Below are 13,833 nucleotides of genomic sequence, written 5' to 3' on the forward strand. Positions count from 1 at the left end.
CGGTGCACGGTTCACCGGCTCATGAGGGCGGCGGGTCTGCGCGGGATCATTCGCGCCAAGGGCCCGCGCACCACGGTGGCCGGCACCGGACCGGAGACCCGCCCGGACCTGGTGGAACGATCTTTCACCGCCGCTGCCCCGGACCGGCTGTGGGTCGCCGACATCACGTATTGCAGAACGTTCGCCGGCTGGGTCTACGCCGCCTTCGTCATCGATGTGTTCTCCCGGCGGGTGGTGGGGTGGCAGCTGTCGACCTCGTTGCGCACGGACCTGGCTCTGGACGCTCTCGAGATGGGGTTGTGGACCCGCTCCCACGACGGCCATGACACCAGCGGTGTGGTCCATCACAGCGACAAAGGCGTTCAGTATGTCGCCGTGCGCTACACCCAGCGCCTGGCCGAGGCGGGGGCGGTGGCCTCGGTGGGATCCACCGGCGATTCGTACGACAATGCCCTCGCTGAGGCGTTCAACTCGCTGTTCAAGGCCGAACTGATCCGCAACAAGGGCCCCTGGAAGTCGATCGACGACCTGGAGATCGCGGTGGCCGAGTACGTCGACTGGTTCAATCACCGGCGCCTGCACGGAGAGATCGGGCTCGTGCCCCCGATCGAGTTCGAAGACGCCTACTATCGTCACCACACCGCCCCGGCGACCGCCGGAGCGGCACTACCAAGCCTCCACTGAACCCGTCACGGGACAGTCGAACTCGATCCGCGTCAACGCCACCGGTTCCCCGGCCAGATGCACCTGACGGGAGTCCTCGTCCACCACCAGCTCCCCGATCACCAGGGCTTGCTGAGCTGACCGGGAGCCAGCAGCGGATGCGGCGCCTCCCGTGCGGGCCCGACGCAACATGGCTTGGACCCGGGCCACGAGCTCACGCGGGCTGAACGGCTTGGTCACGTAGTCGTCAGCGCCCACGGACAGACCCACGATCTTGTCCACCTCGTCATCGCGGGCCGTGAGCATCAGCACGTAACAGTCCGAGAATACCCGCACCTGGCGGCACACCTCGATGCCATCGATCCCCGGCAACCCCAGATCCAGCACCAGCACGTCCGGGGTGAAATCGCGCACCGCTGCTACGGCTTCGGTGCCGTCGTGACGCACGGCGACCTCCAACCCGGCCTTGCGCAGATACTCCGCCACGAGCTGCGCCAGGTCGGTCTCGTCATCGACCACCAGGATCCGGCCGGTCGGGGGCGTGGGCATGGGGGCTCCTTGATCAGTGGGTGGGGCCGTGCGTGCGGCTCCGGGCGTGAGGTGGTCCGGCCGGTGCAGTATGGCCGACGTGCCGGTGACGAGACGTCTCGCCCGGCCCTGGTGCCGGTGACGTCATGGATCCGGCGCCTCGGGCTTCTCAGCCCGCGGGCCGGAAGCACCCCGGCCTCGTTCACGCGGACACAGCCGGAGACCAGGAGTAGGGGCAGGGTGATGCCGGGAGGTCGTGGTGGGCTGGCCGGGAAGGAGTGCCCTGAGATCCAGCGAACGCTGCGCGTGGGCAGACACCCATAGATCCATTAGCTCTGCTCCGGCCACCCACGGCAGTACATCGGTCGCCAGAGCGGACAGCGCCGCGACATGGGACGTAGCGCTGGTACCTGCCTCCATGTGCATGGTGAGACAAACGCCTCCTGGGCCGTCGCGTCCGACACCGTCGTGGACCGCGAGGGCCGGCACCAGGGACGGGGTCACGGAACCTTCCACATGGACGGAGGTTCTCAGTGCCGCTGCCACCGTCCAGGTGCACATATCGCTCCTTCCGCCACACATCGGTCAGGACGAGGGCATCCGGCCGTGGTCCCACCGGTCAGAGCCGGGCAGGAGCAAAAGCCTGGCCATGGAACGGCGCCACAGCCTGCCCCGCGGCCATCGACCGCAAATCTGCGTTGGTGGGCGCGGTGGACCTGTCCTGAAGCCCAGTCTGCGGCAGAGCCGGAAGGATATGAGTTATTCATGCACGCTGCCCGGGAAAACGGCGTCCAACGGCGGGGCGGCATCTCGCAACGTCGCCACGCCAACGGTTCCCGGTGCATCCCGCCCCGGATTCCGGCCCGCCCCCCTTCAACGAGGGGCCGACTTCTCCAGGGTCATCGGAGCTGAGGGCGTTGGCCGCTGGAGGGTGGTCAGGGACTGTGCCGGGTCTTGTCATCCGAAGAACACCGCAGCCTTCCCAGCTCTACATCGAATGGGGTCATCGTCGACATCAAGGCGGTTGAGCGCAGACAACTCCAGTGGGATGCACCCGGGATGCCGGCACGACAACGGCCGGCTGCCTTGATACCTAAAAGTGCCCCCAGGCGTGGATCCCGGGGGCGCGGAACCTGTCTGGCCGGCCAGGAACCGCGCACCCGGAATCGGTGTTTGCGTGCGGTCAGCGCACGCGGATGTAGACCGGGCCGGTGCCCACGTTGACGCTGTCGACGACGGTGCTGCCACCGTTCCAGCCGCCGTGGACGGCCTTGCCGCCGCCGATGTAGACGCCGATGTGGGCTGTGCCCATGCCGCCATCGGCGTAGTAGACGAGATCGCCGGGCTGGGCCTGGCCGGCGGAGACCCGGGTGCCGAGCGTGAAGTAATCAGCCGGCCACCCGCGGAAGTTGATCCCGGCCGCCCGCAGGGCGTTGCTCACCGCTGCGGTGCAGTCTTGACCGATGCCTAGTTGTCCCATGGCAGCGGAGGCGATGGTCGCGCTCTTGCCGGAGGGCGAGCTCAGCGAGGTGACCGTGCGCTCAGCGGACGGAGCGGCCGGCGTAGCTGGCTTTGGGGCAGAAGCGACGGCGGTCCTCGGGCCAGCCTGCGCGGCTGGTTCCCGGGCGGGAACCGCCACCGGGGCAGGCTCGGTGACAGGCTCCGGGACCGTCTGGACGACTGGTTCTTGAATAGCTGCTTCTTGGACAACTGGCTTCGCGGCGAGTGTGTTGGCCGGTGCGTTGGCCGAAACGGGCGTGGCGGCCGGCGCCGGAACGGCCCCACCGGGTGCCACAACGGCCGGAACATCGAGCTTCTGCTCGGTCTTCTGGTCGGTCTGCTTCTCGGCTGTGGTCACGTGGGCGACCGGCTCCAGGGACGGGGTGGGCGCTGCGGTGGGGGTGGCGGCAGCGACGGCCGACAGCGGAGCCTCAGCGGAGGCATCCGGGGCCGGGGTGGCCTGCACCGAGACGGTGGTGGCCAGGGCCAGCCCGGAGAAGGCGGCGACGGCGGCCACGGTGCGGGCCTTGCCGGTGAGGAGGGAGGTGATGCCGTTGGGGGAGGTCAGGTCACGAGTCATGAGGAGTTGTGCAGGCTTTCTGGCGGGCCGGGCGGATCTGCCGGAACGGTGCGGTGACAGCACGGAGCACCCCGCTCGGGGGCGCAAGATGTCGCGGGGTCCGGCAGAGCGGGCCCCGGATCAGGAGCACCGCGCACGGCGGAGAAGTGGAGGAACGGTGTGGTGTCTGCAGGGGAGGAAAAACTCACTCGCGAGGCAGGAATTCCCTGGATCAGCAGCTGCAACAACCGGGGCCCTCCGCAGCGACTCAGGCCGTTGCGGAGGGCGCACCGGGTCAGCGGTAGGTGTAGTACCCGTCCACCGGCATGGCGTTGACGGAGTGGACGAAGGTGCCCTGGGCGGGGTTCAGGGCGGAGATCATTTTGCCCCCGCCGATGTAGATGCCGATGTGGGCCCCGCCGTTCTGGGAGACGAGGTCTCCGGGCTGCGGGTTGGTCGTGGGGGTGGCCGCGGCGATCTGCTGGAAGCTGGTGCGGGGGATCTCGATGCCGTTCTGGGCGTAGGCCCACTTCGTGAATCCGGAGCAGTCCCAGGCGCCGAAGGCGGTCCCGCCCCAGACGTAGCCGGTGCCGGCGCCCTGCATCGCGGTGCCCACAATCCCGGACGCGCCGGTGATCTCGGTGATCTCCGTCGACTGGGTGGACACCGTCGCGGTCGAAGCGCTCTGCTCAGGAGCCGCCGAGGCCTGGGGGGAGACGGCCTGGGGGGCAACGACGGCCCGGGGGGCTGTCGAAGAGTAGGCCGCCAGAGCGGACGCGGGGGCCGAGTAGGCAGTGGCGGTGTCCGTCGGGACCTCGGCGTAGGCCTGAGCCGGGGCGATGGAGCCGATCACTGCCGCACCTGCGGCAGCCGCGACCGTGGTGGTACGCACCAGGGGCGAGGTGGTCTCGGCGCGGTGGCGGGCAGTACGGCGCTTAAAAATGGTCATGGGGTGTGTTCCTCCCTTTGCCTACGAGGTGAGCTGTCGGATGCGGGTGGGAGACACCCGGCCGCCCCGGACGCATGCGTTCCGGGTGACTTAACCCCTAGGTCCCGGACCCCAGGACCGAAAATGGTTCCCCCGCTTCTGCCAAGCGATTTCTCTTCAGGAACCCCGAGCACCGGCAGAATTCGGCGATGTGCACGAGGGCGCCGACCGGATCAATCAGCGGCACGCAGTGGACAGTAGCCCACTCATAACGAAAGTGTCACGTTTAGATCACGGCCCGGATTCTTTCTTCGGCCGGGTCTGAAAGCTTGGGCTGCCGACTCTGAAAAGGCCCGGCCCAGAAGCCGTGGGTTCGTCGCTCCTGTGGCTCCGCATCACGACTGGCGTCGCATCCAATGCCGTTTGACTAGGGGAAATGGCGTCAGTGCACGGCCCTGCATGGACACCACCCCCCAGGGCGAGGGGGTTTGGGGTCGTGGGCGGCCTTCAGTATCACGAGGGGTGGCACGGAGAAGACTTTGAGGATTCCTTGAGCTTTCCTTCAGATTGAGAAGTTTCGGGGATGCCGTTCTGGGCCGCGCAGCGCGATTTCTTCATGAAAAATCCATAATTGCCCGGATCCCCGGCGGAGAAGGCCGCCCGAGGGAGTAGCGCTGTGCGCCACTGCGGCCTGGATCTTCATCAAATCTTCAAGAATTTGGGGCGCGCCACACGGAAAAGGCAGTTTACTGTCGATGGTATGGCGGGCTGGCTCCGGCCGGTTCGTCTCCTGTTGAACCGACGAAGGAGCAAGCCATGACCCATCACGTGAGCGCGATGCTGGAGACCTACCCGAAGGACCTCGGCGGGGTGGACAAGGAGAAGCTGGCCGCCTGTATCCAGGCCTGTTTCCAGTGCGCCCAGACCTGTACCGCCTGCGCGGATGCCTGCCTGTCCGAGGACATGGTCGCCGAGCTGACCAAGTGCATCCGCACCAACCTCGACTGCGCGGACCTGTGCGAGGCCACCGGACGTGTGCTCTCGCGGCACACCGGCTACGACGCGAACATCACCTTGGATGCGATCAAGGCCTGCCAGATGGCCTGCAAGGCGTGTGCAGATGAGTGCGAGCAGCACGCGTCCATGCACGAGCACTGCCGGATCTGTGCCGAGGCCTGCCGGCGGTGCGAGGCCGCCTGCGCCGAACTGGTCGCCTCCCTGGGCTGAGTCTCGCCTCCCACAGACCCATCACCCGGGCGGCGGGGGCGGTGAGGACACCCGTGGCCACCGGGATCGGCGTCACGGGCCGGATCTCCTCTGCGGAGGGGGCCACCGCCATGACGCACCCGCCGCCTGGGTGATGGCCCCCTACCGGGGGTTCCGTGGAGAGCGGCTTCCGCGGGAACTTGGCCTTTTCTACAGGCTCAGACGCTGACCGGCGGATACCCGTGACGGGTCTCCGTCGGTGAAAGAGGATCCTGATGGGCTGATCGGGCCCGCCCGGAGGCGGGTTTCCTCTTCCCCCGCTCCCTGTTCAGTACAGCTCTACCCGCGCGGCTTGGGCGCACGTCGGGCACGGGCGGATTGCCGAGGCCGGCACATCGGGGTCGAGCTTCTTCATCGTGGAAAAGAGACATCATCATGCGTTCCACCCAGTTCCTTGGCCGCCGCACTACGGCCGCCGCCTCCACCGTTGTTCTTGCGACCGCCCTGCTGGGCGGGGCCACCGCTCCGGCCCTGGCCCACGGGCCGGGGAGTACCCCGGTCGCGTCCCCCGCCCAGGACCCGTCCACGGTGGAGATGCTCCAGCCGGATCCGACCTCCCCGACCGCCTACGACTTCGGTGAGACCCTGGCCGGGCTGGAGGGCGAGCAGCTGGAAATCACCTTCCTGGCCGAAATCATTCCGCATCACCAGGCCGCGATCGAGATGTCCGAACTGGAGCTCGAGCGCGGGGTCAGCCCGGACATCCGCACGCACGCGGAGAACATCATCGCCAACCAGCAGCACCAGATCGAGCAGTTCACCCGGTGGTTGGAGGAGTGGTACGGGCTGACTCCCGAGGAGGCCATGGCCCAAGCCCCCGAGGAAGCCCAGGAAGAGATGAAGGTCCTGGAGGAGGAAACCCAGACGATGATCGAGGAACTCTCGGCCGTGGAGGCCGGTGAGGACTTCGATGTCGCCTTCGTGCAGAAGATGATTCCGCACCACCAGGCCGGGATCATCGAGCTCCTGGAGCCGCAGTCCCGGGCCCCGCACGCCCAGCTGCGGGTGGCAGCCGCCGCGGGGATCACCACCCAGCAGGCCCAGGTCGCCGATTTCCGCACCTGGCTCGCCGGCCGCGGCTAAGAACCGGGCCAGCACCGAGGCGCTGGCCTCACGGAGGACTGAGCTCATGGCCCACCGGTTGCCACCGGCCACGGGCGCACAGTGGAGGCCTGATCGAGGCGAACCCGCAGATATCAGCCCTGGATCTGCTGCAGCAGACGCTCCATTTCCTGGATCTCCGCTTCCTGGTCCTCAATCACCTTCTGAGCCATCTCGATGGCCTGCGGATTCTGACCCTCGGCGACTTCCTCCTGGGCCATGTCGATGGCCCCGCGGTGGTGGGCGGTCATCATGGTCAGGTACATCTCGGCGGCCTCGGTGCCCTCGGCGGCCTCCAACTCCTGCATCTGCTCCTCGGTCATCATGCCCTCCATGCCTGCACCGGAATCGGAGCCGTGGTCCATGCCCTCCATACCACCGGACTCCATCGAGGTGGGCTCCCCCCAGGTCTCGAGCATGGTCTTGAGCTGGTCGATCTCCGGGCCTTGGGCGGCGACGATCTTGTTGGCCAACGCCTCGATGTCCGGGTCGAGATCGTCCTTGGCGAGCATCACCTCGCTCATCTGAACGGCCTGCTCGTGGTGGGGAATCATCATCTGGGCGAACATCGTGTCCGCGTCGTTGTGCTCCTCCGTGACCGCCTGGGCGGACGTGGAAGGAGTGGCCGTGGCGGTGTCCGTGCTCCCGGTACCGGCCGCCGCGGATGTGGTGGTCTCCGGTGCCTCACCGGCGGTCTCTTCGCCGCTGGTGCCGCAGCCGGCCAGGGCCAGGGCAGAGGCCAGGGCCAGAGTGGTCAGGGTGGTCGAACGCTTCATGGGTTCAGTCCTTTGCTTTGTGGAGGGGTGGGAAATCGGTGGGTCAGTGGGTGGGGGCCGTCGCGGGCCGCTTCGATAGGGCGGCAGCCCGGTCCTCGGCATCGGTGGCCGCCAGGTGCGCTGGGTCCAGGTCCAGGCGGCGCAGCAGCTGGGCGTTGAGGGCGACGACAATGGTGGAGACCGACATCAGCACCGCCCCGACGGCCGGGGACAGCACGATCCCGGCCGGGGCGAGGACGCCGGCGGCCAGGGGCACGGCGATGATGTTGTAGCCGGTGGCCCACACCAGGTTCTGGATCATCTTGGTGTAGCTGGCGCGGGAGAGGTCGATCATCGACAGCACGGCGCGGGGGTCGTTGCCGGCCAGGACCACCCCGGCGGACTCCATGGCCACGTCGGTGCCGGCGCCGATGGCGATGCCGACCTCGGCGCGGGCCAGGGCCGGGGCGTCGTTGACGCCGTCGCCGACCATCGCCACGGTCAGCCCGCGGGACTGCAGTTCGGTGACCTTGCTGTCCTTGTCCTGCGGGAGGACCTCGGCGAAGACCTCGTCGATGCCCAGGTCGGCGCCCACGGCGTCGGCGACCTGGCGGGCGTCGCCGGTGATCATGGCGACCTTCACCCCGCGGTCCTGCAAGGCTCGGACGGCCGCGCGGGACTCGGGGCGCACCTGGTCCTCCAGGGCCAGGGCACCGATGACGGTGCCCTCGCGCAGCACGTGCAGGACCCCGGCCCCGCGGTCGGTCCACTCCCGGGTGGCAGCGGCGATCATGGCGGGGGTGGACAGGCCCAGTTCGCGCAGCATGTTCGGTCCGCCCACCATCACCTCGGCGCCATCCACGCTCGCGCGCACTCCACGGCCAGTGGCCGATTGGAAGTCGGTGCCGCGCAGGCCCAGGCGAGTGGCTTCGGGGTGGGCGGTGGCCGCCTGCACGATGGCTCGAGCCACCGGATGCTCGCTGTCGGCCTCCGCAGCGGCCGCGAAGGCCAGCAGCTCTCCCTCAGAGGTTCCGGGCACAGCGGCAGCGCCGGTGACCGCGTGGGCGCCCTCGGTGAGGGTGCCGGTCTTGTCGAACAGGACCACGTCGATGGTGCGCATCCGCTCCAGCGCCATCCGGTTCTTGATCAGCACCCCGGCCTTTGCGGCGCGTTCGGTGGAGAGGGCGATGACCAGCGGGATGGCCAGCCCCAGGGCGTGCGGGCAGGCGATCACCAGGACCGTCACGGTGCGCACCACCGCATCATCGGGCTGACCCAGCAGAGTCCAGGCGATGGCGGTCAGCAGCCCGGCGACCAAGGCGAACCAGAACAACCAGGCCGCCGCCCGATCGGCCAGGGCCTGGGCTCGGGACGAGGAGGCCTGGGCGTCGGCGACCATGCGCTGGATCCCGGCCAGGGCCGTGTCGGACCCGACCGCTTCCACGCGCACCCGCACCGTGTTGTCGGTGGCCACGGTGCCGGCCACGACCGCCTCGCCCACCGTGCGAGAGACGGCCTTCGACTCCCCGGTGATCATGGACTCGTCGAACTCGGCCGACCCGCCGATGATCGTCCCATCAGCGGGCACCCGGGCCCCGGAGCGCACCAGGACCACATCGCCCACGGCCAGCTGATGAATCGCAACGGTGACGGTCTCACCGTCGAGGACCTTCTCGGCCTCATCGGGCAGCAAGGCGGCCAGGGCGTCCAGGGCGGAGGAGGCCGCGCCCAGGGCGCGCATCTCCATCCAGTGGCCCAGCAGCATGATCACCACCAGCAGGGCCAGCTCCCACCAGAAGTCCAGGTCAAAGCCGCCGATCCCCAGGGTCGTCACCCAGGAGGCGAGGAAGGCCACCGTGATGGCCATGGCAATGAGCAGCATCATCCCGGGCTGGCGGGACTTCAGCTCGGTGAGCCCACCTTTGAGGAACGGCATCCCACCATAGAAGAAAATGATCGTGCCCAGCACGGGCGGGATCCAGGCAGAGCCGGGGAATTGGGGTATGTGGTAGCCCAGCAGGTGCCCGACCATGGGGCTGAAAATCACCACGGGGACCGCCAGTACGAGACTGAGCCAGAACTTGTTCTTGAACATCGCCGTGGAATGCCCGGCGTGCTCCCCGTGGGCGTGGACCACGTGATCCTCATCGAAGCCCGAGTGGGGGTGATCGGCGGGCATGGCCTGCCCGTGGGTGTCGGCGTCGGCGTGGCGCCCGTGGCTGTGGTGGTCCAGGGGCTGCTCCGGGCCGTGGCCGGGGTGCTCGTGGCCCGGGACGGCGGGGCGGGGATGGTCGTGGTGGTGCGGGGTGCTCATGATGTGCTCCTTCCGCGCAGGCCCTGCAGAGGGGCCGAAATAGTCATGGGGCTCGTCAGGCGCTGACGAGGGTGTAGCCGGCGGCCTCCACGGCCGCGCGAACCGCTTCCACGGACAGCGCCCGATCGGCGGTGACGGTGACCGTGGAGATCCCCCCGGCCACCAGGTCGATGTGCACCTCGCTCACCCCGTCCACGGTGGTGAGCTCCTCGGTGACGCTGCTGGCGCAGTGGCCGCAGGTCATCCCCTCCACCTGGTAGGTCGCGGTTGATCCGGCCGAAGTCGTCCCAGCCGCAGGGACGGTGTGGTTGGTCGCCGGGGTCGGGGCGCAGCAGGCGCATCCGGTGGAGGCCATCGGCAACGGGGAGCGGGTCGAGTTCGTCATCTCAAGCTCTTTCGATCGGTTCGGGTGGTGAGGGTCGGGAACGGTCTCATCACCCCCAGGTATATACCCCCTAGGGGTATGGTGCAAGGGGGTGGGGTCATGCGGTGGCCCTGGCTTCACGGGTGCGGTGCCGGGTGGGACGGGGGAGCTCCATGGTGAAGACCGATCCGGCCCCGGACCCGGAGGAGGTGACGCTCAGCGTGCCGCCGTGGGCTTCGACCAGGGCCCGGGAGATGGTCAGCCCGATCCCGGAGCCGCCGTGATCGCGGTCCCGGGCGGTGTCTCCGCGCCAAAAACGCTCGAAGACCTGGGGCAGATGTTCGGCGGTGATCCCGTCGCCGGTGTCGGCCACGCTCAGGGCGAGCCGGTGCGGGCCGTGAGCGGTGGCACCCACGGTGACCGTGCCACCGGGTGGGGTGTGGCGCAGGGCGTTGGTGAGCAGGTTGCCCAGCACCTGACCGATCCGCTGCCGGTCCACCTCCACGACCCTGCCGACGTCGCCGGCGTCGAGCACCAGGTGCACGCCCTTGGCGGCGTAGGCCTCCCGGTGGGCCTCGACCGCGGTGTGCAGCAGCTCCTCGACAGGGTGTGGAGAGCAGTCCAGCTCGATCCGGCCCTCCTCGGCCCGGGAGACGTCGTGGATGTCCTCGACCAGCCGGGTCAGGCGCGCTAGCTGGTCGGTCATCAGCGCCCCGGTGGCCTCGTCCCAGTGCGTCACCCCGTCCTGGAGAGCTTCGCAGTAGACGGAGAGCACCGAGATCGGGGTGCGCATCTCGTGCGCCAGGTCCGAGAGCATCCGCCGGCGGGTGTCCTCGGTGCGCTGCAGCCGGGTGGCCATGGTGTTGAACGAGGTGGCCACCGCGTCCACCTCGGCTCCGGCGCCCAGGGCGGGGACCCGGGTGTCGTAGCGCCCGCGGGCCATGCCCTGGGCGGCGGCGGTGAGGGCGCCCAGGGGCCGTTGGAGGCGGCGGGTGAAGAACCAGGTCACCGCCGCCGCGCACACCGCGGCGGTACCCAGGGCTGCGCCCAGGATGATCAGGTTGGTGTCGCGGTAGGCCTGCTCGACATGGAACAGTTCCGGGGAGTTCTCCGCGTGCCCGGCCATGATCAGGTGCTCATGGAAGATCGGCGGGCCGACCAAAGAGGCCACGACCACAGCGGCGAGGATGCTGGCGGCCACCACGATGACCTGGGCCAGGAAGAACCGGGAAGCCAACCCTCGATTGCGCCGCTGGCCCCTCACCGGGTCACCATCCGGTAGCCGACCCCGCGCACGGTGTCGATGAAGGTGGCCTTGTCCTCGCCGAGTTTCCGGCGCAGGTGACCGATGTGCACATCCACGATCCGTTCATCACCCACCCAGGCCGGACCCCACACGGTGTCGATGAGCTGTCTGCGGGTGAGGGCCTGGTGCGGGCGGGCGGTGAGGGCGGCCAGCAGTTCGAACTCGGTGCGGGTCAAGGCCACCGGCTCACCGTCTATCCGCGCTTGGTGGGCGGTGAGGTCGATGCTCAACGCCCCGAACACCCGGGCCGGCTCCACCGCGGTCACGGTGGTGCGCGGACGGCGCAGCACCGCAGCCACCCGGGCGACGAGCTCGCGCACGCTGAAGGGCTTGGTGATGTAGTCATCGGCCCCGGCGGCCAGTCCGGCCAACTTGTCGTCTTCGTCCCCGCGGGCGGTGAGCATCAGCACATAGCACTCGGAAGAACCCCGGATCCTGCGGCACACCTCGATCCCGTCCAGCCCGGGTAATCCCAGGTCCAACACCACCACGTCCGGAGCCTGAGCGCGGGCGGCCTCCACCGCCTCCGGCCCGGTGTGGGCGGTGGCCACGTCATAGCCGGCGCGGGTGAGATAAGTGGCGATCATCTGGGCCAGTGGCTTCTCGTCGTCGACCACCAGCACCCATCCGGCCACCGCATCGATGCCAGGATTCATGCCTTCAGTGTCCCTCTCGACCCGGCACGCACCGGCGCTGATGGCTGGTCCCAGCGGGAATCTTCGCCAAACCTTCAAGGAAAACGCCGCAGGCCCCCTTCCCGGGCGATCGACAATGGGGGGGTGGTCCTCGCGAGGTAACGCGAGGCGGAAAGGACCCATGAACCTCCTCACCCGCAGAAGCCTGGTCCTCGGCGGCCTCGGCCTCCTCGGTACCGGCGCCCTGGCAGCCTGTGCGTCCCCGGCGCAGACCCCGGCACCGGCCGAAGCGAGCAGCCCCGGGACGGCGATCACCCACGTGCACGCCATCACCCGCGACACGGTGACCGGAGGCGGGGCCGGGGCAGGGACGATCCTGCTGGCCACCCATGAGGGCCTGTTCCACCTGCAGGATGGGGAACTGACCCAGATGGGTCCGGTCGTGGACCTGATGGGCTTCACCGTCACCCCCGAGGGCCGTTATCTGGCCTCGGGCCACCCCGGGCCCGGCACCGACCTGCCCGAGCCGGTCGGGTTGATCGAATCCACCGATCAGGGCCAGACCTGGCAGGTGCTCTCCCGGGGCGGAGAATCGGACTTCCACGCCTTGGCCGCCGGCCCGACCGGGGTGCTCGGCTTCGACGGCCAACTGCGCGCCAGCTCCAACGGCCGCACCTGGGACATTCTCGAGATCCCCTCCGCCCCGGCAGCCCTGGCAATCAACCCGGACACAGGTATCATCCTGGCCACCACCCAGGACGGGGTCCTGCGCTCCACCGACAACGGCGCCACCTGGAACACCCTGGACACCCCGCAGCTGATATCCCTGATCGCCTGGGCCGAGGAGAATACCATCGTCGGGGCGGGAATCGATGGACACCTGCTGACCAGCACAGACGCCGGGGACACCTGGACCGCCAGCGACCAGCCGGTCGGGGAGATCACCGCCCTGGGCGCAAGCATCACCGCGGACGGTGAGATCGAGGTTCTAATGGTGGCCGACAGCACCGTTCTGCGGAGCACCGACGGCGGGAACACCACCGAACAGCTGCTCTGACCCGGTTCGCACCCACCAGCTCGTGGGCGGGTGTCCCTGCCCTGTCCTCGTCCCAAGCGGTCGCACAGCACACCCGTTGATGTGCGCGCCCAGAGCAGGGCGGCAAGGACTATCCCTCAACCGTTGGTCGGTGCAGAGCAAGAGACCCCTGCACAGAAGAGGGGCCTCTTGAAGGATGCCAGGGGCAGGCTACGCGCACTCGTCGTAGTGGTCCTCATGCTCCGCATGCCGGTGACCGTCGTGGAGATAGTCCACATGATCACCGTGCTCCACGGTCTCGTGCCCACAATTCTCACCGTGGGTATGCTCCGCCTTGGTGTGCTCGGCCTGCTTGTCATGACCAGCCATGATGATCCCCCTTGGTCGAACGAGCCCAGAACAGGCCCGTTGTTCCAGTGGAGCACCGGCATCAGCCTCTGGCAATGCTTCTACGGGACCACCAAGGCGAAAATCGACCCGCCCCAAATGCACGGTGGGCCGCCCCCTTCATTCGGTCCGGTCGCTGTGCGAGTCGTCGGTTTCCGATTGATGGGTGCATTGCCGAGCGTAGTCGACGGGTGCGAGGTAGCCGAGCGATGAATGCCGGCGGTCGTGGTTGTATTCGGTCTTCCAGTCGCCGATCACGACCTGGGCGTGGAGCAGCGAGTAGAAGCTGTTGATGTTCAGGCACTCGTCGCGGAGCCTGCTCTCGGCATCCTCGCCTTCACTTCGGCGAGGTCACCCGTGGCCAGGCCTCTCGCCCTCGCTGCGCCACCGGCGACATCCTCCGCTTCGCGAGGTCACCATGGACGAGCCCCTCGCTGGGCGACGCGTGCGTCCCGTCATGGCCTGAGACCTCACATCACCGACGGGGCCCT

Annotated in this window: 13 protein-coding genes, 1 pseudogene and 1 riboswitch; of the genes and pseudogenes, 4 read left to right on the plus strand and 10 right to left on the minus strand. The window is 68.5% G+C overall.

Annotated elements, in window-relative coordinates; all coding sequences use genetic code 11:
* The coding region (locus AS25_RS00005) for an IS3 family transposase (protein WP_052160571.1) at positions 1–684 on the plus strand (684 nt) is incomplete at its 5' end.
* Here the strand turns inward: AS25_RS00005 and AS25_RS00010 are convergent.
* From AS25_RS00010 to AS25_RS00020, 3 genes are all read right to left on the minus strand, one after another.
* On the minus strand, positions 667–1,212 hold the full coding sequence (locus AS25_RS00010; protein ID WP_172644381.1) for a response regulator transcription factor: 546 nt from the start codon (positions 1,210–1,212) through the stop codon (positions 667–669). The genes AS25_RS00005 and AS25_RS00010 overlap by 18 nt on opposite strands.
* A 1,162-nt stretch (positions 1,213–2,374) precedes the next feature.
* Positions 2,375–3,271: a C40 family peptidase gene (locus tag AS25_RS00015; RefSeq protein ID WP_035959039.1), complete on the minus strand. Its 897-nt coding sequence runs from the start codon at positions 3,269–3,271 to the stop codon at positions 2,375–2,377.
* A gap of 274 nt (positions 3,272–3,545) precedes the next feature.
* Complete coding sequence (locus AS25_RS00020) at positions 3,546–4,199, minus strand: C40 family peptidase (protein WP_035959043.1); 654 nt, start codon at positions 4,197–4,199, stop codon at positions 3,546–3,548.
* A gap of 6 nt (positions 4,200–4,205) precedes the next feature.
* A riboswitch (cyclic di-AMP (ydaO/yuaA leader) is annotated at positions 4,206–4,397 on the minus strand.
* A gap of 597 nt (positions 4,398–4,994) precedes the next feature.
* Here AS25_RS00020 and AS25_RS00025 point away from each other — a divergent pair.
* Positions 4,995–5,405 (plus strand): four-helix bundle copper-binding protein, encoded by a 411-nt coding sequence (locus AS25_RS00025; RefSeq protein WP_035959046.1) that lies wholly within the window; start codon positions 4,995–4,997, stop codon positions 5,403–5,405.
* Between the two features lie 414 nt (positions 5,406–5,819).
* Positions 5,820–6,527, plus strand: a complete 708-nt coding sequence (locus tag AS25_RS00030) for a DUF305 domain-containing protein (protein ID WP_035959050.1) — start codon at positions 5,820–5,822, stop codon at positions 6,525–6,527.
* A gap of 113 nt (positions 6,528–6,640) precedes the next feature.
* Here the strand turns inward: AS25_RS00030 and AS25_RS00035 are convergent, their stop codons facing one another.
* The 5 genes from AS25_RS00035 to AS25_RS00055 all read right to left on the minus strand — a co-directional run bounded on the left by AS25_RS00035 (position 6,641) and on the right by AS25_RS00055 (position 11,940).
* The gene (locus AS25_RS00035; protein WP_035959054.1) at positions 6,641–7,321 is read right to left on the minus strand and encodes a DUF305 domain-containing protein; all 681 of its coding nucleotides are present in this window, start codon (positions 7,319–7,321) and stop codon (positions 6,641–6,643) included.
* Between the two features lie 43 nt (positions 7,322–7,364).
* Complete coding sequence (locus AS25_RS00040; protein WP_216594088.1) at positions 7,365–9,395, minus strand: copper-translocating P-type ATPase; 2,031 nt, start codon at positions 9,393–9,395, stop codon at positions 7,365–7,367.
* Positions 9,396–9,669: 274 nt separating this feature from the next.
* On the minus strand, positions 9,670–9,999 hold the full coding sequence (locus AS25_RS15420) for a heavy-metal-associated domain-containing protein (RefSeq protein WP_084117908.1): 330 nt from the start codon (positions 9,997–9,999) through the stop codon (positions 9,670–9,672).
* Positions 10,000–10,096: 97 nt separating this feature from the next.
* Complete coding sequence (locus AS25_RS00050; protein WP_035959068.1) at positions 10,097–11,242, minus strand: sensor histidine kinase; 1,146 nt, start codon at positions 11,240–11,242, stop codon at positions 10,097–10,099.
* Entirely contained in the window at positions 11,239–11,940 is a 702-nt protein-coding gene (locus AS25_RS00055) for a response regulator transcription factor (RefSeq protein ID WP_035959071.1), read from the minus strand. Before AS25_RS00055 ends, AS25_RS00050 begins: the two co-directional genes overlap by 4 nt.
* Before the next feature lie 160 nt (positions 11,941–12,100).
* Between AS25_RS00055 and AS25_RS00060 the strand changes: the two genes are divergently transcribed.
* On the plus strand, positions 12,101–12,976 hold the full coding sequence (locus AS25_RS00060) for a F510_1955 family glycosylhydrolase (protein ID WP_035959078.1): 876 nt from the start codon (positions 12,101–12,103) through the stop codon (positions 12,974–12,976).
* Positions 12,977–13,165: 189 nt separating this feature from the next.
* On the opposite strand, the gene AS25_RS13980 is transcribed toward AS25_RS00060, so the two are convergent.
* On the minus strand, positions 13,166–13,324 hold the full coding sequence (locus AS25_RS13980; RefSeq protein WP_075872999.1) for a zinc transporter permease: 159 nt from the start codon (positions 13,322–13,324) through the stop codon (positions 13,166–13,168).
* Between the two features lie 138 nt (positions 13,325–13,462).
* Positions 13,463–13,675: pseudogene (locus AS25_RS13985) on the minus strand (integrase core domain-containing protein); the annotation flags it as partial.
* Positions 13,676–13,833 lie beyond the last annotated feature (158 nt).

The sequence above is a fragment of the Kocuria marina genome (assembly GCF_000786655.1).
GTDB classification, from domain to species: domain Bacteria; phylum Actinomycetota; class Actinomycetes; order Actinomycetales; family Micrococcaceae; genus Kocuria; species Kocuria marina_A.